We start from the raw sequence: 26,019 nt of genomic DNA, 5'->3' as shown, positions 1-26,019 counted from the left end.
AAAAAGGGTGTGGTGCGAACTTTAGACCGCTGAGGTAAACGAACGCAGTCTCCTGGCGTCCGTCATCCACTCGGAGTGAGCTGAGGGGGGCGACGCTTGAGCCACAGAGTCAGCATTCCATAAAACAACGCAACCACGGCATCCGCAACGGTGCTGAGCAGTCGAGCCAGGAGCGAGAGGATGACAGCTTGCGCTGGCGTCATGTACTGCAGAGCGAAAACAAAAATGACTGCTTCGCGCACGCCAAGTCCGCTCGGCACGAATACCGCCAAGATGCCGATCGCGCCCGCGAGCACATAGGTAGCTGCTAGCGGAAGCCATGCTGATGGCTCGAGGTCAAGAAACGACGACGCGACGAAGACGAAGCCGACACCGTTGATGACGCGCGGCACTACAAACCCGAGGAGGTACCTACCGACCGCTGCCGGGGGCAAGAAGTATTCGCGCGGGAGCTCTTGCTTGAGGATGCGCTTGGCGCCGAAATTGAGCACGGGGTGAAAAAGCCGACGATCGAGAACCATCAGCAGCGGTATGAGCGCCAGAATCGGCAGCAATACCGTGACAGGGTTGTCTTGGAAGATGACGAGGCCAACGCTCACCAGCAGAATTGCTGCGCTCGGCACGATTGACGACACCTGTAGGAACACGTTCTCGTAGATAAACGAGATAACCATGATGCTGCGGCTGATGCCGCGCTTCTTGCCCCAGATCACTTTGTTGAGCAACGAGCCGACCTGGCCAGGGACGTACTTGAGAAGCCACGATGCCGAATGAACCGCCATCGCCTCGCGCGGAGTCACCGTGGTCGTCGGGCTCAGCCTGTTGACGATCGCGCCCCACAACAATCCTGAGACCGGAACCGCCACCGCGAAGAGCACCACTGCCACGACCATGAGCCAATTGAACTGCAGGTGTTGCGCCTGAACCTCGACCCAGTTGTCGGCGAGAGCTCGCCAGAACAACACTGCGACTAGCGAAAGAACAACGACGGTGAGGCCCCAGCGCAGCAGTCGCTTGCGCGCTCCCGAGGATGATGGCGTCGTCATCGCAACTGGTTGTACGAGCGGAATGTGTCGAGTTCCTTCTTCTGCGAGTACGGCACGAGGCCGTCGGGGTTGGCGTATCCGACGGCAATCAGCATGATCACGCGATCGGTCACGTCAAGACCCAGAGTCTTCTGCATCTTCGCTTCGAGGGGCTCAAAGTCTGGCCAGTTGATCACGCTTGAACTCAGGCCCAGAGTCTCGAGGCCGTACATGAACGACATCGCTGCCAGCGACGAGTCGATGTAGATCGCGTGACGATCGCGCGGGCTGAAGTAGCTCTCGAGCTTGCCGACAACCACGATGATGGTCGGGATGTTCTGCGCATACCCGGCCGCACCGAACGGCAATCCGGCGACAGTCTTGACCATTTCCGGATCATCAAAAACACGGAATTCATAAGGAAGCCGGTTGCACGCTGTTGGCGCTTGGCGGCCGATGATCAGAGCCTTGTCGACCAACTCTCGCGGCACAGGCTTCTGTTCGAACCAGCGCACCGAGCGGCGTTGCATCGCGAGCTCGTGCAGCTGTTCGTAGCTGATGTCGGAGAGGTTCTTCTTGGCGTACGGAACTTTGCTGGTGTCAGCGGGGCTGTAGCTGAGTTCGGAGAAACGTGTGCGCGCAGCATCCACGACAGGGTCCGAGCCGGTGCTGACTCGGAAGTACTCGGTGAGCACGTTATGAGCCCACTCGACCTCGCTCGTCTCGAGTGAGTTGGGGTCGGTGGAGCACTGGCGCGCAGCCAGTTCGTAGAACTCCACCGTCTCGGTGATGTAATCGCGCGCAAAGACATCGCGCCGCGGCATCATGATGATGCCCTTCTCGAGGCGGTGGATATTGCGGCGAAGCTCTACCCGCGAAGTGCGGTCTTGGTTCTTGTTGCGGTAGTAATTGCGGCGGCCGCGCAGCACTGCCGCCTGCTCGCGGTTGAACGCCAAGAACGAGAACATGTAGAAAAAGTGCGCCAGAATTCGACTCGAGCCGAACGTCTCGAGAAATACGCGATTGACAAGTTCGTAGGTTTTTCGAATCCACGTGATCGCCAACAGATGTGTCGCGATAGCTTTCAGTTTCTTCAGCAAGTTCTCTCCGCACTCCAGAACGCAAAAAGGCGCCGCACCCGCTCAACTAAATCCGGGCACAAGCACGCCACAGCAACTATATCGACTGCGTGTCTGAGGTCACCGACGCGGGAGCCTGCCCCGCAGCGGTAGATCGACGGCGCCACTCACCGATGCCCAAGGCAATCAGCACGTAGAACAGTGCAACCGGGATGAGTTGGATCCACATGCGATTGAGCGAGTCACCGTCACCAACGCGATACGCCGCGTCTCGCAAGTACGCCAGCAGGAACCCTAATGGGATGAAGCTCGTCAGCGGAAAACGCAAGTGGACGCTGTGGGGAACGGCAATAAAGGATGCCAGAACGAGGAGCGCCCCGATAAAGAGGAGCGACAGCCCCCACGAGCCCGCGCCTTCGACAACGTTCGCAAAAGTGGCCGTGAGGCTGTCTTTGAGAATCTGGGGAGTGCGAACCGCGAGCACGACGAGGGCCAGCCACAGCATGCCTTCGGCGAGCAGCAAGAAAATGCGACTGCGCTTCATAAGCGCGCTCCATCCGAGCAGGGGAATGACGGCAAGAATTGCGACACCCAAGCCCAAGATGCCCCAGATCTCGAAGCCCACTGACTGTTGCTGCGCGAGGTAGATCGCCACCATGAACGACTGCCATCCGATCGTCGCGACCCCTAAAACAGCCAACAGAATCGTTTTGTGCAGCCTGCTCACCGAGTCATCGAAGATGATCGGCAAGAGCATCAGGATGACAAGGATTGATGACTCTGCTCGAATGAAAATGAGAGCACCGACGGCGAGACTCATCGCGGTGATGAGCGCAGTTTTGCTCACGGAGTCGCAGGAGACGAGCATCCAACCGCCACCGACAACGACGAGCATGAACAGAGCGAACAGCAGGTGCCCGTTGAGATAGAAAGCATGGAATACGAAACGGTTCATCGACACGAGAAACAGCAGTCCGGCACCGATCAGCAGCACGAGCGCGCGCTTGCTCAGTCGCGTCGAGAGCGACTGCCACACCATCCACCCGAGCACAGCAAGCACGAGCGCCGAAATCAGCGGCGTAATCGACTGCACGTAAAGCTCACCGCCGAGGTTTGCCACAGCGTGAAGTCCAGGCACTCCGATGAGCCGCTTGGGCAACAGCGCCGTCGAAGCAACCGTGATGTTGTTGCTCGCGATCAGAGAACCGTTGAGCAGGTAGTTGAGGCTGTCGTTCGACCACGCCACCTGAGGTATCGCACGGAAGAACGCAACAGCACCAACCACACCGGCCACGATGATACCTGCCCAGAGCGGACGAAGCGGAAGGTTGGCACCGTGGAAGCGGCGCCAGCCCCACAGCGCGATCGGGAGAGCAACCGTAAGAATCAGCGTGAGAAGCGGCGAGCTCGTGATGGGCGTCAGAACTTGGAAAGCCGTGATGCAGAGGTAGAGCGCGAGGCCGGTAGCCGCTCCGAGGATAGGAACGCCGAGTCCGCGGGCACCGGCAACCTGGACAAGAGCGGCACCACCGAGAATCAGCGCCAGCACAAAGACGACTTCAAGAATCATTCGCTGAGCCCGCCGTTCGGTAGCAGGCAGTTGTCGACAACGACGAGCGCCAAACCGGAGTCGCTTTGCGTATCTGCAGCAGTCTCAGCGTCGAGGGGCACATGGCCGACGGCGAGCACGGGTGCGAAATCGTCGGAGCAGTCGCCGCGAATGTAGAACGAATCTTCGAGACGGTGGCCGTGGCCGTCACTCACGATTCGTTCCACCGAGACGTTGTGGGGGTTGGCCCGAAGCTCCTCGAGCGACGTCACGTCGTGCACAGAATCAGAGGCAAGTGTTACGGAGCGGGCTTCGCCAAACCCCAAGATGAAGGCTCTCAAGCTCACTAGCGCGCTCTCGTCATCGGCAGAGACAAGAACGGTGGCGCCGGGCTGTGCAGCGGCGATTGCCCACGACAGACCGTAAGCGCGGTTGACGGGAGCGCTCCGGGACGAGATATCGACAATGTCCGAGCTCGGCTTTCGATTAATCGCCTCGTAGTTTTCGGGTGCGACCTCGTCGATCCCCGCAAATTGAACGACGTTGGCGACAATGGCGATCGCGAGCACGCCGATCATCGTTAGTCGTGCGGTACCCATCACGGGTTCAGTATATAGAGCGCAGATTTCGGGATTAGACCGCGCGCTGCTCTGCCACTCTCCCCGCAGTGCTCGACGGGTACCCTCAGAGATTTCGGTCACAAATGGGTGGTTCAACTTATGATTTGAATGACGCAAGCAGAAGAGTCCCCGTTGTACCCACATTGCGGTGCTCTGATACACAGCAGCGGACACGTCGATGATGGGCGCCACAAGCGCACGCCATCCGTCATGTTGCGCCGCCTGAGAGGAATCGACGATGAAAGCCCTCTATAAGGACAAGGCCGGACCCGGCCTCATATTGGCCGAACGCCCCGAGCCAACCCCTGGTCGCGGGGAGGTAAAAATCAGGGTCGCTCGCACCGGCATTTGCGGCACTGACCTGCATATTGAGTCGTGGGATGCCTGGGCCGCGGGCGCCATCAATGCTCCCCTTATTCCCGGCCACGAATTTTCTGGCCACGTTGTAGAGCTCGGCGAGGGAGTCACTTCGGTCGAGATCGGCGCGCTCGTCTCGGGCGAAGGCCACGTCGTTTGCGGCCACTGTCGCAACTGTCGAGCAGGCCGTCGACACCTCTGCAAATTCACTTCAAGCATTGGTGTAAACCGCGACGGTGCTTTTGCCGAATTCGTCGTTATTCCCGAACAGAACGTCTGGGCGCATCCCACCGATATCGACCCCGAGCTTGCTGCCATCTTTGACCCCCTGGGCAACGCCGTGCACACCGCCCTGTCGTTCCCGATGGTTGGCGAAGACGTACTCATCACCGGCGCTGGCCCCATCGGACTCATGGCCGCCAAGGTGGCGCGCCACATCGGCGCCCGCAACATTGTGATGACCGACGTGAACGAACAACGATTGCAACTCGCGCGCGAGATGGGCGTCAGCCTCGCGATCAACGTATCGACAACGCGCATCGCTGAAGCCCAAGAGCTGCTCGGCATGAAAGAGGGCTTCGATATCGGGCTCGAAATGAGCGGACACCCCACCGCACTGCCCGAAATGATCAGCAACATGAACCAGGGCGGCCGCATCGCCATGCTCGGCCTCCCCGCCGAACCGATCGGCATCGACTGGGCCACCGTAGTGACCCACATGATCACCATCAAGGGCATCTACGGTCGTGAAATGTTCGAGACCTGGTACGCCATGAACGCCATGGTGCACACCGGTTTGGATGTCTCCGCCGTCGTCACCGACCGCTTCCCCGCCGAACAGTGGGAAGAAGCATTCGCCACCGCCCGGCGCGGCAACAGCGGCAAGGTCATCATCGACTGGTCGTAGCGCCTGTCTCTTTCGCCAGCGATCTCGACCCCAGCGACCCCGCCAACTCACAATTTTTAGGAGAACACCATGTACGGAACAGTTCGCGAACAACTCACCACGACCCTGAGCGACATCCGCTCTGCTGGTCTCTACAAGACGGAACGCCAGCTCGACACTGCGCAAGCCGCCCATGTTGAGTCGGGCGGCAAGCCGGTGCTCAACTTCTGCGCCAACAACTATCTCGGTCTCGCCAACCACCCGCGTCTCGTTGCGGCCGCCAAGAACGCCCTCGACGACTGGGGCTTCGGGATGGCGAGTGTGCGCTTCATCTGCGGCACCCAGACCCAGCACGTTGAGCTCGAGAACCGACTCTCGGCGCTGTTGAGCATGGAGGCGACCATCCTGTTCCCCTCGTGCTTCGACGCGAACGGCGGCATCTTTGAGGTGCTGCTCGGTGCCGAGGATGCCGTGATTTCTGATGAGCTCAACCACGCGTCGATCATTGACGGCATCCGTCTCTCGAAGGCCGCCCGCTACCGTTACAAGAACCGCGACATGGCCGACCTCGAAGCGCAATTGATTGCCGCGAAGGATGCCCGCCGCCGCCTCATCGTCACCGACGGTGTCTTCTCGATGGACGGCTACCTTGCCCCGCTCGAAGCGATCTGCGACCTCGCCGAGCAGTACGACGCCATGGTCATGGTGGATGATTCGCACGCTGTCGGCTTCGTCGGGGAGACCGGAGCGGGAACGCCCGAGCACTGCGGCGTCTCCGACCGCGTCAACATCATCTCGGGCACGCTCGGCAAGGCGCTGGGCGGAGCATCCGGTGGCTACATCAGCGCTCACGCCGAAATCGTGGAACTGCTGCGCCAGCGCGCTCGCCCGTATCTCTTCTCGAACGCTGTCGCGCCCTCGGTGGTTGCCGGCTCAATCGAAGCGCTCAACCTCGTGGCCGAAGGGGCCGAGAGCCGCGCCAAGCTCAAGGCGAACGCCGAGCAGTTTCGCGCCGGAATGGCCGAGGCCGGGTTCACTCTGCTGCCGGGCGAGCATCCGATCATTCCGGTCATGTTTGCCGACGAGCACGAAGCGGTAGCGATGGCGGATGCTCTGCTCACGCTCGGCGTCTACGTGATCGCGTTCTCGTTCCCCGTCGTGCCGCTCGGTAAGGCCCGTATTCGCGTACAGGTGTCTGCCGCGCACTCCGCCGAGGACATCTCGCGCTGCGTTGCCGCGTTTGTCGCCGCGCGCGAGTCGATCGCGGCTTAGTGAAAAAAGGCGTGAGCGTGGTGAAGGAAATATCGTCAGCAGTGATCGCGTTGTTCCGAGCATGAAAGCGATCATGTACACCGAGACCGGCGACCCCTCCGTACTTCAGCTCGTCGAGCGGCCAGTGCTCGAACCCGGGCCCGACGAAGTGCGCGTGCGGATCGTCGTCAGCGGCGTGAACCCGACCGATTGGAAGTCGCGCCGCGGGGCGGCATCCGGTCAGGCCTTGCCGTTTGACGAGGTTGTTCCCGGCCAAGATGGTGCCGGCATCGTTGAAGCGGTCGGCGCTGACGTGCAGCATGTCAGCGTCGGCGACCGGGTGTGGCTTGCCATCGCCGCGTTCCAACGCTCGAACAGCGGCTCCAGCCAAGAGCTGGCCGTGCTGCCCGCCGAACGTGTTTTCGCGCTGCCCGCGAGCGCGAGCTTCGATCAGGGCGCCAGCCTTGGCGTTCCCGCGGTCACCGCCTACCGCGCACTGACCGTTGCCGAAGATGGCCCAGACACACTGCACCCGGATGCTCTCACCGGCAAGATCGTGCTCGTTGCCGGTGGAGCCGGCGCTGTCGGTCATGCCGCGATTCAGCTTGCCCGCTGGGCCGGAGCCACCGTCATCACGACCGTGAGCGGACCGTCGAAGGCAGCCCTCGCCACCGCCGCGGGTGCTCACCACGTGCTCACCTACACCGACTCCGATATTGTCGACCAGATTCGCGCGATTGCTCCGGAGGGGGTCGACCAAATTGTTGAAGTCGCGCCCGCTCAGAATGCAGAGCTTGATCTCGCGGTCATCCGCAATCGTGGTTCGATTTCGGTCTACGCCAACAACGGCGGTGACGAAGTGACACTCGACGTGCGCCGTCATTTCGCCCTCAACGTGCGCTACCAATTCGTGTTGCTCTACACCGTGGGCATTGATGCGATTCGCGCTGCAGCTGACGCCATCAACAGCGCCATCGACGACGGTGCGCTCGGCATCGGCGAAGAAACCGGGCTACCGCTGCACCGCTTCGATCTTGCTCACACGGCGGATGCTCACGCTCTCGTCGAGAGTGGAGCCGTCGGCAAGGTGCTGATCGACGTTACGGTCGCGTAATGCTCGCCGGGCTGTAATCGAGAATCTGAAAACGGCCGCAGTCGATCGTGGTCGAGCGCAGGTTTTCGGCTGCGGCGGGAAACGTGAATGGTGCGCTCTGCTCGTCAACGATCAGAAATGAGATCTCTCGCTCGGCAAAATCCGCCCGATCGATGAGCCACGCGTAGTCGGCCAGAGCAAAATCGGTTTGGATGAGCTGAGCCGGGTCATCCACATGAGTCTTGACGGCGCGAACACTCCAGAACTGACCAGCACCTACCGCGCCTGATGCGTTCACCCAGTCCACCGCACAGTCGAGCGAGGTGTCGTGCTCGGTTGCTCGTTGGGCAGCCGCCGGTAGCACCGCGATAAACGTGACACCACCGAGCAACGCGGGGATGGCAGCGAACGCGACGAGCCGCCGCCACGGAGTCTCGGCGGGTGTCGCGCGCCGCGCATCCGCAATCAGGACGACAAGGGCGAGTACCGGGGCGAACGCCCACAACTGCAGGTAACGCGAGGCTTCGGTGCCCAGCAGGATGAAGCCAACCGTGGTCGCCACTGGCGCAAACCACGAATAGGCCGCGACCACTGCGGAGCCGATTGCTCCGTGCCGCAGAGAGCGCAGCGTGAGCCACACGCCGAGCAGCGTGAGCGCGACTACGATAGCGACCGCGAGAATGCCGCCGGGGCTCGACAGCCTTTCGAGGAGCAGGTCCCAGTAGTAACCGAGGGATGCCCGGGAGCGGTTTGGCTGAACGTAGTTGTCTGGGTTCGCAACGATCCACGGCGCAAGCGGAATCCGCAACAGATACCCGAGCGCGGAGCCGCCCACGAGCGCGACAATTGCCCACAGCGCTGAACGCCCCCACGCCGAGCCAGCGCAGACAACGATCACGATGATGACAAGGGGCGCGGTGGCCCAGGCAAGGTAGAGCGGGTTGGTGAATACCGATAGTGCCGCGATCACGAAGAGGGCGATCACGAGGATGCGTCGAGGCGTCGGGCTAGCAACGATGCGGCGCATGATTCCCACGGCGAGCAGCGCACCGAGAACCGTTGCGGCGTAGTAGGTGGTCATCGCCAGGAGAGAGGCGAGTTCTGGGCTGTCTCCATTACCGCTACCTTCGGTGACAGCGAGAATGCAGACGGCTGCGAAACCTGCGGTCGCTGCGAGCGCCGCCCGGTTGCCCTTCGCTACGGTGACGGCGGCAACTCGAAACACGAGATAGAGCCCAGCGAAATTAGCGACGGCCGAAAGAAATTGTGCTTCCTGGATGCCCCCGCCGAGTACTGAAAGCACGAGGAACGCAGCGATCTCCGGCACGAACAGCACGGCCGACATCGCCCAGTTGCTCGCGGTGCCTTCGAGGATTGACCGCGAGAACAGTGGGACGATCATCGAGTCGCCGTCGAGGAACATCAACTCGCCGCGACCTGATGTTCCGGCCAGATAGGTGACGACAAGCAGCGCGAGGCCGAGCGCGCCGAGCAGCCACAGAAGCTCAATCGCCAGCGGGCGCAGAGCGCGCAGGCGAGAACGAGCTGCAGTCGCGACGATGCGCATTCGACCCCCTCTCTGCAACGGTCTCATCGGCGCGCGGGTGCACGACGGGACGGCACACAGTGCCACGCAGAATCTAACACCGGTGCGGCTCTGAACCCTGTAACCAACGGTTGGCCGAGTTCGTGCATCTGCCGGCGGCGAACACTGTAGAAATACTCGCGCCAGTGCTGTTGCATAGGCCCATGCGACGAGTATTGATCCTTGGCGGAACCGGATGGCTGGGTCGAGCAATTGCGCAGGCCGCGATGCAGGGCGGGGCCGACGTCACGTGCCTGGCGCGCGGAGAATCTGGCTCTGCAGTTGAGGGTGCTCACCTCATCCGCGCCGATCGCACCCAACCCGGCGCTTACGACGAGCTGACGGGCGACTGGGATGCCGTCATCGAGGTCTCGCGGGATCCCGGGCAGGTCGAGTCAGCGTTACAGGCGCTGAGCTCGCGCGCTGAGCATTGGACCTTTGTATCGACGGTATCCGTCTACGAACGCAACGATGTGCCGGGTGCTGACGAGAGCACAGAGACTGTGGACCCGGTCGACATGGACGACTACGCGCAGGCGAAGGTGTCCGCCGAGAGAGCGAGCGCCCGCCATCGCGGCGAAGGACTCCTCGTCGCACGGCCCGGGCTGATCGTGGGTCCCGGTGATCCCACCGACCGCTTCGGCTATTGGCCGGCACGGCTCCACCGCGGAGGCCGCGTTCTCGCCCCCACCTTCGCCGACCGCTCCGTGCAAGTGATCGACGTTGACGACCTTGCCGCGTGGATCGTGCAGGCTGGGCTCGCAAGAACTGCAGGAGTAATCAACGCCGTTGGTAACGCGCTGCCGTTCGAAGAATTCCTCGAGCTCACTGCCGACGTTGCCGCATTTGCCGGAAGTTTCGAACAACGCGACGATGCGTGGCTCGCCGAGCACGACATCCGGTACTGGGCCGGGCCCCGATCACTTCCGCTCTGGATCCCCGCGATCGATGCAGGCTTCGCCCAACGAAACAACGCACGCTACCGAGCATCTGGCGGAAAGCTTCGCCCCCTTCGCGAAACCATCACGCGAACCCTCGACGATGAGCTTTCACGCGGCAGAGACCGACCTCGCGCATCCGGGCTTGGTGCTGACGAAGAGGCGCGCGCCCTAGCATCTGGCGCGTAAATTCCGCCGGGAGTGCTTATCGTGCTGCCGAAGTGGCGGGCTGCTCGACGCCGGGCAGAGTCCAGATCGCGCAGGTGCGGGCGGCCGCCGAGAGTGTGAGCCCAGCGGCGGCGGATGTCAGAGTCGCGTTTCCGGTGAGGAACGCGGGTGCTGCGACATCCGCCTCGCTTTCAGTAGACCCGGAGGCACCCGCAGCTGTAGCGCCAGTCGCCTCCAGCTCGACACCGAACGCATTCGTCGGCAGCGTCACGGTCAGCGGCGAGCGCGCGACGACCACCAACACCGTGGCGGCGGCATCCTCGCGCACGAAGACGAGCGCGTCATCAGCAACGTGCAGCCAGCGCAGACCGCCGTGTGAGAGTGTGGGCAGCTCGCGCCGCAGGGCGATCAGCTGGCGATAGACGACGAGGGTCGGCGCCACGGGCGGGTCGGTTTCGGTTCCCCACGGGATGGGCGTGCGTGACATTTCGCCGTCGTCACCGCTGAGGCCGAACTCGTCGCCAGCGAAGACGACGGGCACTCCGGGCAGCGTCACCGAGAGGGCGAGCGCGAGCGGCACGTTCTCGGCAGGCGCATGCGTGCGGAATCGCGCGGTGTCGTGAGTGTCGAGGGCGTTCATGTTGCCGAGCCGGATGCGCCACGGAATGCTGGCCGTGAATCGCACCGTCATCTCCGAGAAGTCCCGCGCGCTGTAGTTCGGGATGCCGCCGATGGGCTGCCCGAAGAACCACGCCTCGGGGTCGATCGAGCCATCCGCGGTGACGTGGGAGGTATCACCGGGCTCGGTGAGCCAGCCCCACACCGGCCGTGTGAACGAGGGATAGGTCATCGCGCCGTGCCACGCATCGCCCTGCAGATCGCTCGCGGCGTCGTTCGTCGACTCCGCCAACAGCACCGTGTCAGGGTTCACGTCTTCCATGGTGCGACGGATGATCTGCCGCACCTCCTCGTTGAGATCCTCGGCCCCCATCCGCCCGGTCATGTTCGCGACATCCACGCGCCAGCCGTCGAAGTTGTAGGGCTCCTTCAGCCAGTGCGCGACCACCGAATCGTCGCCCTCGATAAACCGGCGACGCAGCTCGGTCGAGTTCCAGTTGAACTTCGGCAGGCTCGGGGTGCCCAACCAGCCGACGTACTCGGTGTGCTCGTCGTTCGTGAAGTAGTAGAAGTCGCCCTCGGGCGCATCGGGTTTTCCGAGCGCCGCCTGGAACCACTCGTGCGCGTCACCGGAGTGGTTCGTCGTGAGGTCGCCGATGACCTTGAGTCCGCGAGCGTGGGCCTCGCCCACCAAACGGATCAGCGCTTCGCGCCCGCCCAACAGCTCATCGACATCCACGAAACTCGACGCGTCGTAGCGATGATTCGAACGGGCCGGAAAAATCGGCGTCAAGTACAGCATCGTCACACCGAGCGCGGTCAGGTGATCGAGGTGCTCGGTGATGCCATCGAGGTCTCCCCCATAGAACTGCTTCGAGCGGCCGGGCAGCACCGGGTCAACCGGTTCGTCCCAGCGCGCAGCAATAGCCCACTCGGGCGTGGCGTGAGAATCGGCGCCGGATGAGCGGGCAAAGCGATCGGGGAACACCTGGTACATCACCGTCTCCGCCAACCACTCGGGGGCAGCGGGAGTCGCGAGAAGCGCGAAGTCTTCGGAGTCCAGCGTTTCGATCGGGTGAAGCCCGCTCTGGTTGAGCCACTCGGTGCGACCGGCATTGCCGCGTCCTGCGTTAGCCCGACCAGAGGTGGCGTGACGAGGTTTCATCTCGACCGTATAGGCTGGAGCCGCAGCATCGTGCACAAGCAACCATCGGTAGCCATGCCGCGGATTCTCGACCACGATGTCGGCCTGCCACCAGTCCCAACCGGCAGCAGTTCCGGTGAGGCGAGCATCCGTCCAGCGTGGTTCATGGTCGGGATTCTCGCGCACCCGCACTGCCTTCAGCGGGCCGTAGCCCACCGGCACCCGAAGGCGCAGAGTGACGGTATCGCCGAGCGCGGGGGTCTGGGTGGAGACGTGTAGCGCCGAGCCATCGTGGTGCGGGAGCAGGGCATCCATTACTTCACGCTTCCTGCCGTGAGGCCGCCGACGATGTATTTCTGCAGGAACAAGAACAGGGTCATCACGGGGATGGCGGCGAGCACGGCGCCGGCGGCGAAGATGCTCCAGTTGCGCGAGAACTCCTGAGAGACGAACTGGTAGAGGCCAACCGCGAGAGTCTGCTTGTCTGGATCAATCAGCACGATGCTCGCGATCACGAACTCGCTCGTGGTGCCCACAAACGAGAGCAAACCCACGACCGCCAAGATGGGAGCAACAAGACGCAGGATGATCGTGAAGAAGATGCGCGCGTGACCGGCGCCATCGATCTTCGCTGCCTCGTCGATGGATGACGGCACCGTGTTGAAGAACCCGTACATCAGGTAGGTGTTCACTCCGAGCGCGCCGCCGAGGTAGACCATGATGAGCCCGATCTGACTGTTGAGCCCGATTGCCGGGAAGATTTCGGAGATTCCGGAGAGCAACAAGAAGATCGCGACGACCGCGAGCAACTGCGGAAACATCTGCACGAGCAGCAGTGTGAGCAGCCCCACCCGTCGACCGATGAACCGCATGCGCGAAAAGGCATATGCCGCGAGGGCTCCAAGGAAGACGGTGCCGAGCGACGAGATGCCGCCGATCAACAGGGTATTGCCGAACCACGCTGCGTACGGCTGCTGGGGTCGGTTGAAGAGATCGACGTAGCTTTCGAAGCTGAAGTTCGAGAAGAGCGAGTTGGCGGTCACGAGGGTGCCGCCGGGGTTCAGTGACGCACTAAACACGTAGAGCAGCGGGAACGCCGCGAAGATCGACATGGCGATCCCGACGAGGTGACGCCAGCCGGTCTCACGGAAATAGCGCTTGAAGGGCCGCTTCGGGTGACCGACGACAACGTCCGAGCGCACTGCGGCATCCGGGTTCTGCTTCTGAGTTGTTGCAGTCATCTCAGTTCAACTCCTCAAGCGACTTCGTGCGACGGAAACTGATGATGGCGATGCCCGCCACCAAGATGAAAATGATGATCGCGAACGCGCTCGCGAGGCCGTAATCGCGGTTGGCTCCCACGAAGGCGACCTTGTAGACCATCGAAATCAGGATGTCCGTGGCACCAACATTCACCCCAGCGGAGACATCGCGCGGCCCACCATTGGTGAGCATGTAGATGAGGTTGAAATTGTTGAAGTTGAAGGCAAACGACGAGATCAACAGCGGCGCAACCGAGACCAACAACAGGGGCAGTTTGACGAACCTAAAGATGGCCCACGGCTTCGCGCCATCCACTGTCGCAGCTTCGGTGAGCTCTTCAGGGATGGCTTGCAGCGCCCCCGTCGTCACCAAGAACATGTACGGAAAACCGAGCCAGAGGTTCACGAACAGTATCGAGCCTTTGGCCAGCCACTCGTTCGTGAGCCACGGCACTTCGGCTCCGCCGAGCAGCACCACATTGATGAAGCCGAACTCCTGGTTCATCATTCCGGCCCACACCAGCGCCGACAAGAAGCCAGGGAACGCGTACGGCAGGATCATGATGATCCGGTAATACTTGCGACTCTTCATCCGCTTGTCATTGAACACGATCGCCAAGAAGAGCCCGAGCGCGAAGGTCGTGAACACCGAAAGGAACGCGAACGCGAAGGTCCACACGGTCACGCTAATCAGCGGACCACGGATGGAGTCCTCACTGAATGCGCGAACGAAGTTGTCGAGCCCGACCTCAATTTTCCATCCCGGCAGCAGCTCTTGGCCGGCATCCGACGTGAAGGCACCGGTGCCGATATCGGAGTACACGGTGCCGGAGTTCGTGTCGCGCATGGTGCCGGCGGCTTCGTCGTACTCGAGCGACGACGTGTAGAGGAAGGCGCTCGACCCGTCGGGGGTGCGCAGCATGCCGTCGTTGGGATCGTCGGTCAGAGGGACGCTGATGGCGGCGATCTCGGTCTGCTTGCCGAGGATGTCTTGGAAGCCAAGACTCGTATACCCGTCGAGGCCAACCGCGACGCCTCCCTCAAGCTGGGCGTTCTGAACTTCTTTGAGTGGCCGTTCGTTGCCGCCGATGCTCACGCTGCCATCGGGCTCGGTGACGAGGAAGGAGAGTTCGCCCAATTGCTCGAGCACCGTCAGACGGTAGTTTGGCGAATCGGCGACGCGGTTCTGCGATGACAGCAGTAGCGAATTGACGGCATCCGCTTTTGTGGAATTGTGGCCGGTTCCGTAGTTGGTGAACGCGATGTAGCCCGAGTAGAGCAGCACAAAGATTTGGAAGATGGCGAGAAAGATCAGGCCCGGCGCGAGGTACTTGGCGGGCAGCTTGCCGCGGGAGAAGTAGATCCAGTTGACGAGCAGCGTGACCGCAACGACGAGTCCAGCCACGAGCCACGATTCGCTGCGCACGAGCACAAACAGCGCGTAGATCGCGATCGCATCAACGACGCCGAGACCCAAGATCTTGGCGGCCACGACTTTCCAGCCACCGGAGGCGGCATCCGCAATTCTGGTCGCACGTCTCGCGCGGGCCGACTGCCGGATGGGGCCGGAATCAGTCTCGGGGGGTGTCGTCACGGGGATTCTCCATTGAAGGCGTGCAGGTCAGTCGAGTGGTGCGAACCGGGGCTGCGTTGTGAGAACGCAGAGCCCGGCTCGGTGGTGCAGCGGAAGTGGCCGCCCGCGTGCAGACGGGCGGCCACCGTGAACTATCCGGCGATAGCGGTTTCGATGTCGCCTGACATCTTCTGCCAGAGCGACGTTGCGTCGCCACCGTTGATGATGGCGGCTTCGGTCACACCCCAGAACTCCCACACGGCTCCCATGGCGGGAATCGAGGGCATGGGTACTGCGTTCTCACCGACGGTGCCGAAGCCGGCAACGATCGGGTCGGCGCTTGCTGCTTCGAAGGATGCCGTGAGCGCTGGTGCGCGTCCGCCAACTTCGAACAGTGCGGTCTGCACTTCTTCGCTGCCCATGTAGTTCACGATGAACTCGTTTGCGGCGAGCGCATTCTCGCTCTTAGAACTGACGAAGAAGCCCTGCACGCCGACGAACGGTTGTGCGGTTTCGCCACCGGCGGAGGGGATCGGGTCGATCGCCACGTCGATGCCTGCTTCGACGGCGGCGGGCACGTTCCACGGTCCGGTCAGGTAGAAGGGCGATTCTCCGGCGATGAACTTTTCCTTGGCGAGGTCACCGGTGATGTTGGTGTTGAGTACGCCTGCAGCGCCCTGTTCACCGAGCCAGGCCGCGAACTTGTCGCCACCGTCGTTGCCGATTTCGAGTGCGTCGGCGTCGTAGCTTCCGTCAGCGGCGGTGCCGAAGACGGGTGCACCGAACGAGGTCTGGAAGGGGTACAGGTGGTACGGGTCGGCCGCTTCAGGGTCGAGACCTACCAAGAACGGGTATTCGGTTCCGGCAGCTTCGCCCATCGTGACCATCTCGTCGAAGGTCGCTGGGGTGCTCGGCGCGAGGGCCGTGTTGCGCACGAGAGCGATGTTTTCGATCGAGTAGGGAACGCCGTAGACCTGGCCTTCGTAGCTCATCGCGGTGATTCCGACGTCTTGGAAGGCATCCGCTTTGTCGCCGAGTTCGACGGGAGCAACGACACCGTTGGTCACGAAGGTTCCAAGCCAGTCGTGGGCGCCGATGACAACGTCGGGGCCTTTTCCGGTGGGTACTTGGGCGATGAACTGGTCGCGAATGTCACCGAATTCTTTTTGTACAAGCTTGACCTCGACACCAGTCTCGGCAGTGAAGTCAGCCGCGGCGTCTTTGAGCACTGCTGCGCGGTCGGCGTCGACCCACACGGTGAGTGCTTCGCCAGTTCCGGCGCTGTTATCTGCTGTGTCGGATGCTGCTGTGCATCCGGTCAGTACTAGCGATGCAGTAACTGTGAGTGCGCCTACGGCCCACAGTCCTTTGTTGTTCACCCTCATTGGTGCTGCCTTTCGTCAGTGAAAGCATTGCAAACTGCAAGCGCTTCCATGTATACCTCCTATAGGCGGGGTTCGGCAACAGCCTGTTCCACAATTCCCAGCATTTACAGCATTAGAAACGAGAACAACAATGTGGAAGCGCTTAGCTTTTGGGCCCAATGGCGATAGTGTGGCGGCTATGACTTCCGTGCTTCAGGACACCGAATGGTGGCGCTCCGCCGTTATTTACCAGATCTATCCGCGGTCATTTGCCGACGCAAACGGCGATGGAATGGGCGATCTGCTCGGCATCCGCGACCGACTTCCCGAATTAGCTGAGCTCGGCGTCGACGCCGTGTGGCTTTCGCCGTTTTACACCTCACCGCAGCGCGATGCCGGCTACGACGTTGCTGACTACTGCGACGTGGATCCCCTGTTCGGCACGCTCGACGACTTCGACTCCATGACGAGTCGCGCTCACGAGCTGGGACTGCGGGTCATCGTCGACCTCGTGCCCAATCACTCCTCAAGCGACCACCGCTGGTTCCAGGCCGCGCTTGCCGCGGAGCCCGGCAGCCCCGAGCGCGATCGCTACATGTTCCGCGACGGTCTCGGCGAGAACGGTGAGATGCCGCCCAACAACTGGCAGTCGGTGTTCGGCGGCGACGCGTGGACGCGTACAACGAGCCCCGATGGCACGCCCGGTCAGTGGTACCTGCACCTCTTCGACACCACCCAGCCCGATTTCAACTGGGAGAACCGCTGGGTTCGCGACCAATTTGCCGACATCCTTCGGTTCTGGCTCGACCGCGACGTTGACGGCTTCCGCGTGGATGTCGCCCACGGCATGATCAAAGCCGACGGCCTGCCCGACTGGACTCCCCCGGACGCTGGCGGAAGCATGGGCGGGGCTGGCACGACCGACGCCGAGCTTGCTGCATCCCGCGCACCGTTTTGGGCTCAAGATGGCGTGCACGAGATTTACCGCGAGTGGCGCGAGATTCTGAACAGCTACGACGGCGAGCGCATTTTGGCTGCCGAAGCGTGGGTCGATCCGCTCACCGACATGGCCAAGTGGGTGCGTCCGGATGAAATGCACCAGGCCTTCAACTTCCCTTATCTCGAGACACCGTGGGCTGCTGGCCCGCTGCGCTCCGTGATCGACGCCTCGATCAGCGCGTTTTCTGCTGTAGAAGCACCCAGCACGTGGGTGCTCTCGAACCACGATGTTGTGCGTCACGCGTCGCGCCTCGCGCTGACCGCCGAGAACCCGCAGGGTCACGGCATCGGACCGAAGTCAGCCGGCCTCCCGATTCCCGAGCTGGGTCTTCGTCGCGCCCGCGCCGCGACCGCCCTCATGCTCGCCCTGCCGGGCAGTGCCTACATCTATCAGGGCGAAGAACTCGGCCTGCCCGAAGTAATCGACCTTCCCGATGAGGCTCGCCAAGACCCGACCTGGTTCCGCACCAATGGTGAACGCTACGGTCGCGACGGCTGCCGCGTTCCGATCCCCTGGGAGGCGAACTCGCCCTCCTACGGTTTCGGCCCCACGGATGCCTCGTGGTTGCCGCAACCCGCAGAATGGGCAACTCTCGCCCGCGACGCCCAACGCGACGACAGCACCTCGACACTCTCGCTGTACCGAAACGCTCTCGCCCTGCGTCGCGCTCACGAGTTGGCAACCAACGAACTCGAATGGCTCGATACCGGCGCCGAAACGGTGCTCGGTTTCCGCACCGGCGACGTACGTGTCTTTGCCAACACCGGGGACGCCGCCGTGGCTCTCCCGGCCGGCGAAGTGCTGCTGTCGAGCGGCCCTCTCGGCGACGATCAACTGCCGGCAGACACGACAGTGTGGCTGAGGGCATAGACCAACGCGGCTCCGAATTCTCGCGAATGGATGCCGGTCGATAGAATCAGCAGCGGCGCGACCGCTGTAGGGCGGCATCCATTCTCGTCAGAATCCAACGGAGGGCAACTGATGGCTAGCATCGAAGATGTTGCTCAGCGCGCTGGTGTGTCCACTGCGACCGTGTCTCGGGCGCTCAGCGGCAATGGCCCCGTCTCGGAGGCGGCGCGTCTCAAAGTGGCAGAGGCTGCGGCAGCTCTCGACTATGTCGTCTCGTCGAGCGCGTCGAGTTTGGCATCGGGCCGCACCAAAAACGTCGGCCTGATGGTGCCCTATTTGACCCGCTGGTTCTTTACGTCCGTGGTGGAAGGCGCCCAGCAAGCGTTGATGCGCCACGGCTATGACGTCACTCTGTACAACCTTTCGGGCAGCGTCGCTGAACGCGAGAAGGTCTTCGACGTCTTCTTGCAACGCAAGCGCATCGACGGCATCATCACCGTTTCCCTCAAGCTCTCCCCCACTGAAGTGGAGCGGCTTCACGCCCTCGATCGCCCAGCGGTCGGAGTCGGTGGGCCGATCGACGGAGTGCGCACTCTGACCTTGGATGACGACGCCGTGTCGAGCCTCGCCACCGGCCACCTGTTGGCGCTGGGCCACACCAAGATTGCTCACATCGGTGGCTCTGAAGACTACGATCTCGAGTTTCACATCCCCACCAATCGGCGCCACGGCTACGAAGCTGCACTGCGCGAGGCGGGAATTGAGCCACGACCCGAGTTCTTTGCGACCGCCGACTTCACCATTCAGGGCGGCTATCACGCAGCCAAGCAGCTGCTCGGCAACCCGCTGCTACGCCCGACAGCAATCTTTGCCTCGTCGGATGAGATGGCCATCGGCTGCATATTGGCGGCCAGAGACCTCGGCCTCGTAGTGCCGCGCGATATTTCCATCATGGGAATCGACGGCCACGAACTCTCCGAGTTCTTCGGGCTCACCACGGTGTCGCAGTCCCCGCAGGCGCAGGGTGAGCACGCCGTCGAGATTCTGATGAACCTGCTCGTGCCCGGCAAACATCCCGAGATCCCCGAAAACTCACCGATCGATTACGAGCTCATCGTGCGGTCGAGCACAAGCCGTCCACCCGAGTAGCCCCACCCAGTTCGGGTTACCTCGGGCTGTTCTCTCGTTTCGCTGTGGCACAATCGGAATCGATTGGGCCTATTGCAGGCGTCGAGAGTCTGGGGGCAGACGTGAGCACTGGGAGAGATCACTCGTCTATGCCTGCCGACTCTCTCGATCAGATAGCGGATGACCTGCAACGACTGCGGATCGCCGCCGGAGAAGTGTCGTACTCCGAGCTTGCATCGCGCATCGCTCATCGCCGTGAGGAGAATGGCGTTAGTCCTGCTGCTGCGCGGGTTGCTCGTTCGACGGTCTTCGACATCTTCCGCACCGGACGAAGCCGCATCAATGCCGAGCTTGTGGCCGAAATTGTCGTCGCTCTGGGCCGCGACGACCTCGAAGCGGAAGCCTGGCGAGCTCGCTGTCTCGCGGTTCGAGCAACGGCGAAAGCGCAGCCGCCGCACGCCCCACTGAACCCCACCTCGAACTCCGATTCGCGGCTCGCCTTTGTCGTCGTTTTGATGGTCGCGGCTGTCGGCCTCAATCTTTTCGGCGGCAGCGTTGTCTCAAAGTTTGAGTTGCCCATCTTTCTCGACATGATCGGAACCGCGGTCGTCGCGATCGTGCTTGGGCCTTGGCAGGGAGCCCTCGTCGGGCTCTCGACCAATGTCGTCGGCGTTTTTTCTACGGTGCCCGCGACCCTCGCCTACGCGATCGTCAATGTCGTGGGGGCGCTCGTCTGGGGTTACGGGGTGAGACTCTGGCACCTCGATAAGACCCGGTTACGTTTTTTGCTGCTCAACGTCTTAGTGGCGCTCGCCTGCACGATCACCGCTGTCCCCATTACCGTGCTGGTGTTTGGCGGCGTTGCCGGTCACGCCGGTGACGACTTTATTGCGACGCTGCGGGCGATCGGCGACGGTCTGTGGGCGTCGGTCTTTACCGTCAACATCTCGATCTCACTCGCCGACAAGCTCATCACCGGTTACACGGCTCTCGCCATCATTCACCTGCTCGGCAGGCTTGGCCTTTCCGAAATCGGCCGCCGCAACGGCCCGCCGCTCAACACGCGACGCTGAGCCCCGGAGAAGTCGTCGACCGTTCGTCGTGCGATTGCTCGCTCCCGAACTGCCGCGCGAATCGACGATCGGCCCAGCGCTGTGCATCCTGATGGCGCGTCGCGAGTTCTGACGCTCGCTGCGCTGGTTCGAGCGACTCGAGATAGAGAGCGTCGGCACGCGCGCAGAGGCCCGTCGCGCTCGACCACATCGTCTGTCGTGCCTGCGCGGGGGTCGTGCCTAGCTTCTCCCGCAGCTCTGCCTCGGGACCTTCGAAGGCGTGGGATAGCGTTTCGGCGCGTTCCCCGAGGCGAGCGATCCACACCGATCGCATGACGAACATTCCGACAAGAACGACGAGCGAGAAGACAATCGCGAACGGAACGACGAAGAATCCGCCCACCGCAAGGGCCACAAGCAGGCTCTGGGCGAGCATCCGTCCACGATCGTGGTTCTTCAGGTGTCGCGCTTTCTCAGCTACTTCGAGCGCGATCGTCTGGTGGTCCGCGTTATAGGCGGTGAGCGCTCGGCGCAGCTCAGAGGTGACGGCAGCGAACTCTAGTTTGCCGATTCCCTTGAGGCGAGTGACATCAGTGCGTTGGATGATAGCGACTAGGTCGGGCGCAACGCATGATGCGGTAACGAGCCGGCTATCCGCCTGCATCATCGCCTCGCCAAGGATGGCGGAAATAGCTCGTTTATCGTCGCTGGTGTGTACTGTCATGCCGCCCCTGTCGGTACTCACGGGTCTAATCGTCAGCGTCCAGTACACCCCCTGCGAGCAGGACACCCGTGCGATTTCGACTTTCCCGAACGAACCCGGACACCCCATGGATGCCGTCGCCGGGCTGCTAAGAGCGGGGAGCTACTAGCCGGCGGGCGGCTTCGCGCACGGAGTCGCAGCGGGCTTTCTCGCTGCCCGCGAACTCGGGGCAGCCGATCGAGCGCAGCTCTGCTGGTGCGCGCTCCCAGTTGCTGGCAACGGCCAGCAGTAGAGCTAGCAGCTCTTCGGGCTTCCATGAGGAGTCAACAATGCCGCGTTCTTGTGCGTCAGCAATCACTTCGAGCTTGTGCTTGTAGCCCTCGACGCGCCCTTCAGAGAATGATCCGAGCGTTTCGGCATCGTGCAGCCAGGCCCACATGGTGACGCGTTGCGCACTCTGGTCGTTGACGAAGTAGTTGTGCAGTCGCACGGTATATTCCACGAGGTCAGCATCGATCGGCACGGCATGAGCGAGACGGTCGAGCCCGGTCTGCATGACGTGATCGAAGAGAGCGTCTTTGTCGCCAAACCAGGCGTAAATACGTTCTTTGCTTGCTTTTGCTGTTTCTGCGATGCGATTGATGCGGGCGCCAGCGACGCCATACTCCGCAAATTCGGCTGCTGCAGCCTCAATTACGCGCTGTTTTGTTTCGCGGCCGCGGAGTTGATCACGCGGCATTTCTGTCGAAACCACCAAACACCTCCAAATCGAACCGGTTGGTTTGACTTAGCCTACACGCCGACGTACTGTCGAACCAATTGGTTTGATAAGAAATCAACCTGCTCGGTAACGAGCAACACAGTTGTGTAAGGAGTCAGCATGACAAACGTATTGATGGTCCTCTCGGCAGCGTCCTACTTGACGCTCGCAGACGAAACACAGCACCCCACTGGCGTCTGGGCAGAAGAGTTCCTTGAGCCGTACCGCATCTTCACCGAAGCCGGCTGGAAGGTTCAGATAGCCAGCCCCGCAGGAGTTGCCCCCACTTTTGATGCGATCAGCCTCAGCGAAGGTGGCGTCGGTTCCGCCGAGCGCCTCGCTGACTTTGAGGCTCGCATCGTCGACCTCCAGTCTGTGCTGCAGCATCCGCTCCGCTTGGATGCCGTCAACGCCAGTGACTTTGACGTGATCTTCTACCCCGGAGGCCACGGCCCCATGGAAGACCTCGCCGTCGACGATAACTCCGGCCAGCTCATTGTTGAAGCCGTGAAATCGAACACGACACTCGGCGTGCTCTGCCACGCTCCGGCAGCACTGCTCGCCGCGAACGACAAGGTAACCGGCGAATGGGTTCTCAAGGGTCGCAAGATGACCGGCTTCGCGAATACCGAAGAAGAGCTTGGCGGCCTCGCCGACAAGGTCAAGTGGCTGGTCGAAACCCGCCTCGTTGAACTAGGTGCCGACTACTCGAAGGCAGCAGAGCCTTTCGCCCCGTACGTCGTCGTTGATGGCGCGCTGTACACCGGTCAGAACCCCGCATCTTCCGTCGCCGTTGCTGAGCGCATCGTCGCCGAAAAGTCATAACCACACACACTTCACACTTTTCACACTTCATCAATTTCAAGGAGAATTTCATGACAACTGTTACAAGCACCCAATGGCAGCTCGCCTCACGCCCCACCGGCGTTCCGACCACCGACAACGTGGTGAAGGTTCAGATCGAGCTCCCCGAGCTCGCTGATGGCGACGTTCGTGTACGCAACACCTTCCTCTCGGTTGACCCCTACATGCGTGGTCGCATGAATGAGGGCCGCTCGTACGTTGCTCCTTTCAACCTCGGCGAGACCATGGGCGGCGCAGCCGTTGGTGAAGTCATCGAGTCGAACGACGCATCACTGCCTGTTGGCACTCTTGTTCAGCACCAGCTCGGATGGCGCGACATCGCGCAGGCTCCTGCTGGCCAGTTCAAGGCGCTCCCCAACGTTCCCGGCATCTCGCCTTCGCTGTTCCTCAGCGTTCTCGGCATCACCGGAATCACCGCCTGGACCGGACTCACCCAGATCGCGCACATCAAGGAAGGCGACACCGTCTTCGTATCTGGTGCAGCGGGTGGAGTCGGCACCATGGTTGGCCAGATCGCCCGCCTCCTCGGCGCAGCACGCGTCGTCGGTTCCGCTGGCACCGACGAGAAGGTTGCACTGCTCACGAGCAAGTACGGCTACGACGCCGCCTTCAACTACAAGAATGGCGACATTGCTGGCCAGCTGGATGCTGCAGCACCCGACGGCATCGACGTCTACTTCGACAACGTGGGTGGCGAGCACCTCTCGGCAGCACTCGGCGCGTTCAAGGACGGCGGCCGCGTGGCAGTCTGCGGTGTCATGTCCTTGATCAACGGCAAGGATGAGGGCATCAAGAACAGTGCAAACATCGTGACCCGCGGTTTGACCATCAAGGGCTTCACCATGGGCAGCTACTTCCACCTCGCCCCCGAGTTTGGTGCAGCAATGCAGGGATGGCTCGCCGAAGGCAAGATCGCCTACGACGAAACCATCACCGATGGCATCGACAACGCGCTCGACGCCTTCAACGGCATGATGAACGGTGCAAACACCGGCAAGGCGATCGTTCGCCTCTAGACCCCGCAACTGCCGACCCGAACGGCACACACCGGCCGCACCCAGTGCGGAAAAGAAATGCCCCGCAGCATCAGCTGCGGGGCATTTCCGTTGCCGCAGTTGCGCCCATCATTGTGTCAGCGCCGATTTCCTTCGGCCGGTGTGAGCTGCCAGCCACAACGTTGCAGAGGCGCACTCGGTCGCCTTCGCCCCCCTCACGGCAGCGCGGCGAGGGGCCCATTTCTGCCGACGAACACCGTGCGATCCGCAGTGCCCGGCAGAGGGTGAAGGTGCAGTTTGTGAGCGAGCGCGACCGAAGCGGCGTTGTCCGGATGCACGACAGCCACGAGCAGTAACGCCTCAATAGTGGTTCTCATATAGGCGAGCAGGGGACGCATCGCTTCGTACGCGATCCCTTGGCCCTGATACGCGGGATGAACAATCCAACTCACCTCAAGACACCGCGCAGCGGCCGTGAGCGACCGCAGTTGCAAGGTGATCTCACCCACCAGCTCGCCGTCGTGTTCAATGGCCAACGCCAGCACGTCATCCACGCGGCGCATCTGCGTTTGCCGTGTTCTCAATTTCAGCTGCCGCAAGGACGATCGCGCGGTGCGCTGCGGCCACGTTGTGTACTGGCGCACGTGCGGGCTCGACTGGATTTCGTGCCACCGTTCGGCGTCTGCCAACCGATGCGGCCGCAGCAGCAAGCGATCGGTATGGATGATCGGCACGCGCAGAGGCGATCCGAGCGTGGGCCGAGCATCACTTCTGGGCATGAACCTACCGAACCGATGTATCCGTCGAGCGTGCCAATCATGGTGTTCGCAGAAGTCTGACACAACGACTGACACTATTCAGTCGCTCGGATTCCGGTCCTGTAAACAGGAGGTAAATTACGCCGGATGCCCCTCAGCGTTGGGCACAGAGCGTTCGCCCGCTGGCCGCATCGTCGCCGCCGGGTCCGCAATGAGATGCGAGAAGACGAGTTCCGCGGCACCGAGCGTGAGAATCTCATCACCGAAGGTCGCCTGAGCGAAGCGAACAGCGAGCCCCGGTTCCTCGAGCGCTGACCGTCGCATCTGCCGCGTCAAAGATTCTTCGGCCACCGCAAGCAACGACGCTAAAAACCCGCCGAGCACGATGATCTCGGGATTGAAAATATTCACGACATTGGCGAGTGCCCGGGCGAGGAAACTGATTTGGTAGTCGACAACAGCGACAACCGCTGCGTCTCCCGCTGCATACCGTTCCTTCAGCAGAGCATCCAGCTGGTCCGGCTGCGAGAGGTCGAGGCCGACCGCTTCAAGAAGCGGCTCTTGGCGCACCTCGGTTTCGAGGCATCCGATGGCCCCACAGTGACAATCGAGACCGTTGGTGTTCACGAGAGTGTGGCCGATTTCGCCGGCGTATCCGGTGGTGCCGGTCATGAGCGCGCCGCCCGTGATGACGCCTCCACCGATACCGCTCGCGCCACCGTTGAGGTAGATCAGTTCTTGACCATCAACGCCGGCACCGCGCACCGATTCGGCAACTGCACCGAGGCTGGCGTCGTTGGCGACATACACGGGGTAGCCGGTGGCTTCGCGCATCATCTCGGTGATGGGCTCGTCGATCCAGCCCAAGTGCGGCGCAAGCGCAAGCACGCCATCGCTCTCGCGCACAAGGGCGGGGGCCGCAATACCGATACCAATCGTGCGGTAGTTGGAATCGAGATCGCCCTTCATTCCTGCGATGACGGCGGCAGAGATGTTCACCGCTTCACGCGCGCTGAGCAGTCGACCGGTGTCGTAGCGGACTTGGCGGATGACGCGACCGCCGAGCCCCACGAGGCCGATGGTTACCGCATCCACCTCCGGGTTCACGGTGATGGCGACGATGTTTTCGCTCGGAACGACCACAGAGCTGGGGCGCCCGACCAGGCTGGTTTGGTCGGGACCGGCCTCAACGACGAGCCCCAGTTGCACAAGTTCGGCAACGAGGTCGGCGATCGTTGAGCGGTTGAGCCCTGTCTCGTGGGTCATCTTGGCGCGGGATATTCCTCCGAGCGCATGCACACGGCCGAGAAGGATAGAGAGGTTGCGGCGACGAACAACATCAAAGTTGTTCCCTCGGAGCTCAGCTCGTACGTCCGCGTTCACTCACGTTCCTTTCGA

General features: G+C 62.1%; 22 protein-coding genes. 9 read left to right on the top strand and 13 right to left on the bottom strand.

Annotated features, from left to right (window positions below; genetic code table 11):
* Nucleotides 1-62 precede the first annotated feature (62 nt).
* The 4 genes from I6E56_RS10980 to I6E56_RS10965 form a co-directional block, all read right to left on the bottom strand.
* A complete protein-coding gene (locus tag I6E56_RS10980; RefSeq protein WP_197138549.1) occupies nucleotides 63-1,046 on the bottom strand; it encodes a lysylphosphatidylglycerol synthase domain-containing protein in 984 nt (327 codons plus the stop codon).
* Entirely contained in the window at nucleotides 1,043-2,125 is a 1,083-nt protein-coding gene (locus I6E56_RS10975; protein WP_197138540.1) for a nitroreductase family protein, read from the bottom strand. Before I6E56_RS10975 ends, I6E56_RS10980 begins: the two co-directional genes overlap by 4 nt.
* A 76-nt stretch (nucleotides 2,126-2,201) precedes the next feature.
* On the bottom strand, nucleotides 2,202-3,674 hold the full coding sequence (locus I6E56_RS10970) for a hypothetical protein (RefSeq protein ID WP_197138538.1): 1,473 nt from the start codon (nucleotides 3,672-3,674) through the stop codon (nucleotides 2,202-2,204).
* Nucleotides 3,671-4,255 carry a hypothetical protein gene (locus I6E56_RS10965; RefSeq protein ID WP_197138536.1) on the bottom strand — a complete coding sequence of 195 codons (585 nt, stop codon included), beginning with the start codon at nucleotides 4,253-4,255 and terminating at the stop codon, nucleotides 3,671-3,673. The genes I6E56_RS10970 and I6E56_RS10965 overlap by 4 nt, the downstream gene beginning before the upstream one ends.
* A 256-nt stretch (nucleotides 4,256-4,511) precedes the next feature.
* Here I6E56_RS10965 and tdh point away from each other — a divergent pair, with 256 nt between their 5' ends.
* From tdh to I6E56_RS10950, 3 genes are all read left to right on the top strand, one after another.
* On the top strand, nucleotides 4,512-5,537 hold the full coding sequence (tdh, locus tag I6E56_RS10960; protein ID WP_197138529.1) for an L-threonine 3-dehydrogenase: 1,026 nt from the start codon (nucleotides 4,512-4,514) through the stop codon (nucleotides 5,535-5,537).
* Nucleotides 5,538-5,606: 69 nt separating this feature from the next.
* Complete coding sequence (locus I6E56_RS10955) at nucleotides 5,607-6,788, top strand: glycine C-acetyltransferase (protein WP_197138527.1); 1,182 nt, start codon at nucleotides 5,607-5,609, stop codon at nucleotides 6,786-6,788.
* A gap of 61 nt (nucleotides 6,789-6,849) precedes the next feature.
* Nucleotides 6,850-7,881 carry an NADPH:quinone reductase gene (locus I6E56_RS10950; RefSeq protein WP_197138525.1) on the top strand — a complete coding sequence of 344 codons (1,032 nt, stop codon included), beginning with the start codon at nucleotides 6,850-6,852 and terminating at the stop codon, nucleotides 7,879-7,881.
* Here the strand turns inward: I6E56_RS10950 and I6E56_RS10945 are convergent.
* Nucleotides 7,868-9,427, bottom strand: coding sequence for a hypothetical protein (locus I6E56_RS10945; protein WP_197138523.1), 1,560 nt, complete (start codon nucleotides 9,425-9,427; stop codon nucleotides 7,868-7,870). The two genes, I6E56_RS10950 and I6E56_RS10945, sit on opposite strands and share 14 nt — an antisense overlap.
* Before the next feature lie 182 nt (nucleotides 9,428-9,609).
* On the opposite strand from I6E56_RS10945, the gene I6E56_RS10940 reads away from it, so the two are divergent.
* Complete coding sequence (locus I6E56_RS10940; RefSeq protein WP_197138521.1) at nucleotides 9,610-10,572, top strand: NAD-dependent epimerase/dehydratase family protein; 963 nt, start codon at nucleotides 9,610-9,612, stop codon at nucleotides 10,570-10,572.
* A 16-nt stretch (nucleotides 10,573-10,588) separates the two neighbouring features.
* On the opposite strand, the gene I6E56_RS10935 is transcribed toward I6E56_RS10940, so the two are convergent.
* The 4 genes from I6E56_RS10935 to I6E56_RS10920 form a co-directional block, all read right to left on the bottom strand.
* Nucleotides 10,589-12,628 carry a glycoside hydrolase family 13 protein gene (locus I6E56_RS10935; RefSeq protein ID WP_197138519.1) on the bottom strand — a complete coding sequence of 680 codons (2,040 nt, stop codon included), beginning with the start codon at nucleotides 12,626-12,628 and terminating at the stop codon, nucleotides 10,589-10,591.
* Nucleotides 12,628-13,554, bottom strand: a complete 927-nt coding sequence (locus I6E56_RS10930; RefSeq protein WP_197138517.1) for a sugar ABC transporter permease — start codon at nucleotides 13,552-13,554, stop codon at nucleotides 12,628-12,630. Before I6E56_RS10930 ends, I6E56_RS10935 begins: the two co-directional genes overlap by 1 nt.
* Nucleotide 13,555: 1 nt before the next feature.
* Nucleotides 13,556-15,169: an ABC transporter permease subunit gene (locus I6E56_RS10925; protein ID WP_197138515.1), complete on the bottom strand. Its 1,614-nt coding sequence runs from the start codon at nucleotides 15,167-15,169 to the stop codon at nucleotides 13,556-13,558.
* 131 nt (nucleotides 15,170-15,300) lie between these two features.
* Nucleotides 15,301-16,533 carry a maltose ABC transporter substrate-binding protein gene (locus I6E56_RS10920; protein ID WP_197138513.1) on the bottom strand — a complete coding sequence of 411 codons (1,233 nt, stop codon included), beginning with the start codon at nucleotides 16,531-16,533 and terminating at the stop codon, nucleotides 15,301-15,303.
* Nucleotides 16,534-16,711: 178 nt separating this feature from the next.
* On the opposite strand from I6E56_RS10920, the gene I6E56_RS10915 reads away from it, so the two are divergent.
* The 3 genes from I6E56_RS10915 (at nucleotide 16,712) to I6E56_RS10905 (ending at nucleotide 20,562) form a co-directional block, all read left to right on the top strand.
* Entirely contained in the window at nucleotides 16,712-18,382 is a 1,671-nt protein-coding gene (locus tag I6E56_RS10915) for a glycoside hydrolase family 13 protein (protein ID WP_231606600.1), read from the top strand.
* Nucleotides 18,383-18,493: 111 nt separating this feature from the next.
* The gene (locus I6E56_RS10910) at nucleotides 18,494-19,510 is read left to right on the top strand and encodes a LacI family DNA-binding transcriptional regulator (RefSeq protein ID WP_197138509.1); all 1,017 of its coding nucleotides are present in this window, start codon (nucleotides 18,494-18,496) and stop codon (nucleotides 19,508-19,510) included.
* A 128-nt stretch (nucleotides 19,511-19,638) separates the two neighbouring features.
* Nucleotides 19,639-20,562 (top strand): ECF transporter S component, encoded by a 924-nt coding sequence (locus I6E56_RS10905; RefSeq protein WP_197138508.1) that lies wholly within the window; start codon nucleotides 19,639-19,641, stop codon nucleotides 20,560-20,562.
* On the opposite strand, the gene I6E56_RS10900 is transcribed toward I6E56_RS10905, so the two are convergent.
* Both I6E56_RS10900 and I6E56_RS10895 read right to left on the bottom strand, forming a co-directional pair.
* Nucleotides 20,546-21,265, bottom strand: a complete 720-nt coding sequence (locus tag I6E56_RS10900; protein ID WP_197138506.1) for a hypothetical protein — start codon at nucleotides 21,263-21,265, stop codon at nucleotides 20,546-20,548. The two genes, I6E56_RS10905 and I6E56_RS10900, sit on opposite strands and share 17 nt — an antisense overlap.
* A gap of 127 nt (nucleotides 21,266-21,392) precedes the next feature.
* On the bottom strand, nucleotides 21,393-21,998 hold the full coding sequence (locus I6E56_RS10895; RefSeq protein WP_197138504.1) for a TetR/AcrR family transcriptional regulator: 606 nt from the start codon (nucleotides 21,996-21,998) through the stop codon (nucleotides 21,393-21,395).
* A 126-nt stretch (nucleotides 21,999-22,124) separates the two neighbouring features.
* Here I6E56_RS10895 and I6E56_RS10890 point away from each other — a divergent pair, with 126 nt between their 5' ends.
* Nucleotides 22,125-22,829, top strand: a complete 705-nt coding sequence (locus I6E56_RS10890) for a type 1 glutamine amidotransferase domain-containing protein (protein ID WP_197138502.1) — start codon at nucleotides 22,125-22,127, stop codon at nucleotides 22,827-22,829.
* Between the two features lie 50 nt (nucleotides 22,830-22,879).
* On the top strand, nucleotides 22,880-23,884 hold the full coding sequence (locus I6E56_RS10885; protein WP_197138501.1) for an NADP-dependent oxidoreductase: 1,005 nt from the start codon (nucleotides 22,880-22,882) through the stop codon (nucleotides 23,882-23,884).
* A 194-nt stretch (nucleotides 23,885-24,078) separates the two neighbouring features.
* On the opposite strand, the gene I6E56_RS10880 is transcribed toward I6E56_RS10885, so the two are convergent.
* Both I6E56_RS10880 and I6E56_RS10875 read right to left on the bottom strand, forming a co-directional pair.
* Nucleotides 24,079-24,642: a GNAT family N-acetyltransferase gene (locus I6E56_RS10880; RefSeq protein ID WP_197138499.1), complete on the bottom strand. Its 564-nt coding sequence runs from the start codon at nucleotides 24,640-24,642 to the stop codon at nucleotides 24,079-24,081.
* Nucleotides 24,643-24,759: 117 nt separating this feature from the next.
* Nucleotides 24,760-26,004 carry an ROK family protein gene (locus I6E56_RS10875; protein WP_307842836.1) on the bottom strand — a complete coding sequence of 415 codons (1,245 nt, stop codon included), beginning with the start codon at nucleotides 26,002-26,004 and terminating at the stop codon, nucleotides 24,760-24,762.
* Between the last annotated feature and the right edge of the window lie 15 nt (nucleotides 26,005-26,019).

Source organism: Salinibacterium sp. NK8237 (assembly GCF_015864955.1).
GTDB lineage: Bacteria > Actinomycetota > Actinomycetes > Actinomycetales > Microbacteriaceae > Rhodoglobus.
The sequence above is the reverse complement of the archived record's forward strand: the minus strand, read 5'-3'. Positions and strand labels throughout refer to the sequence as shown.

Coding starts and splice junctions, on each gene's coding strand:
- I6E56_RS10880 (WP_197138499.1), bottom strand. CDS start 24,642: ATGCCCAGAAGTGATGCTCGGCCCACGCTCGGATCGCCTCTGCGCGTG.
- I6E56_RS10905 (WP_197138508.1), top strand. CDS start 19,639: ATGCCTGCCGACTCTCTCGATCAGATAGCGGATGACCTGCAACGACTG.
- I6E56_RS10930 (WP_197138517.1), bottom strand. CDS start 13,554: ATGACTGCAACAACTCAGAAGCAGAACCCGGATGCCGCAGTGCGCTCG.
- I6E56_RS10970 (WP_197138538.1), bottom strand. CDS start 3,674: ATGATTCTTGAAGTCGTCTTTGTGCTGGCGCTGATTCTCGGTGGTGCC.
- I6E56_RS10950 (WP_197138525.1), top strand. CDS start 6,850: ATGAAAGCGATCATGTACACCGAGACCGGCGACCCCTCCGTACTTCAG.
- tdh (WP_197138529.1), top strand. CDS start 4,512: ATGAAAGCCCTCTATAAGGACAAGGCCGGACCCGGCCTCATATTGGCC.
- I6E56_RS10955 (WP_197138527.1), top strand. CDS start 5,607: ATGTACGGAACAGTTCGCGAACAACTCACCACGACCCTGAGCGACATC.
- I6E56_RS10935 (WP_197138519.1), bottom strand. CDS start 12,628: ATGGATGCCCTGCTCCCGCACCACGATGGCTCGGCGCTACACGTCTCC.
- I6E56_RS10885 (WP_197138501.1), top strand. CDS start 22,880: ATGACAACTGTTACAAGCACCCAATGGCAGCTCGCCTCACGCCCCACC.
- I6E56_RS10920 (WP_197138513.1), bottom strand. CDS start 16,533: ATGAGGGTGAACAACAAAGGACTGTGGGCCGTAGGCGCACTCACAGTT.
- I6E56_RS10940 (WP_197138521.1), top strand. CDS start 9,610: ATGCGACGAGTATTGATCCTTGGCGGAACCGGATGGCTGGGTCGAGCA.
- I6E56_RS10915 (WP_231606600.1), top strand. CDS start 16,712: ATGACTTCCGTGCTTCAGGACACCGAATGGTGGCGCTCCGCCGTTATT.
- I6E56_RS10945 (WP_197138523.1), bottom strand. CDS start 9,427: ATGCGCATCGTCGCGACTGCAGCTCGTTCTCGCCTGCGCGCTCTGCGC.
- I6E56_RS10900 (WP_197138506.1), bottom strand. CDS start 21,265: ATGACAGTACACACCAGCGACGATAAACGAGCTATTTCCGCCATCCTT.
- I6E56_RS10890 (WP_197138502.1), top strand. CDS start 22,125: ATGACAAACGTATTGATGGTCCTCTCGGCAGCGTCCTACTTGACGCTC.
- I6E56_RS10980 (WP_197138549.1), bottom strand. CDS start 1,046: ATGACGACGCCATCATCCTCGGGAGCGCGCAAGCGACTGCTGCGCTGG.
- I6E56_RS10910 (WP_197138509.1), top strand. CDS start 18,494: ATGGCTAGCATCGAAGATGTTGCTCAGCGCGCTGGTGTGTCCACTGCG.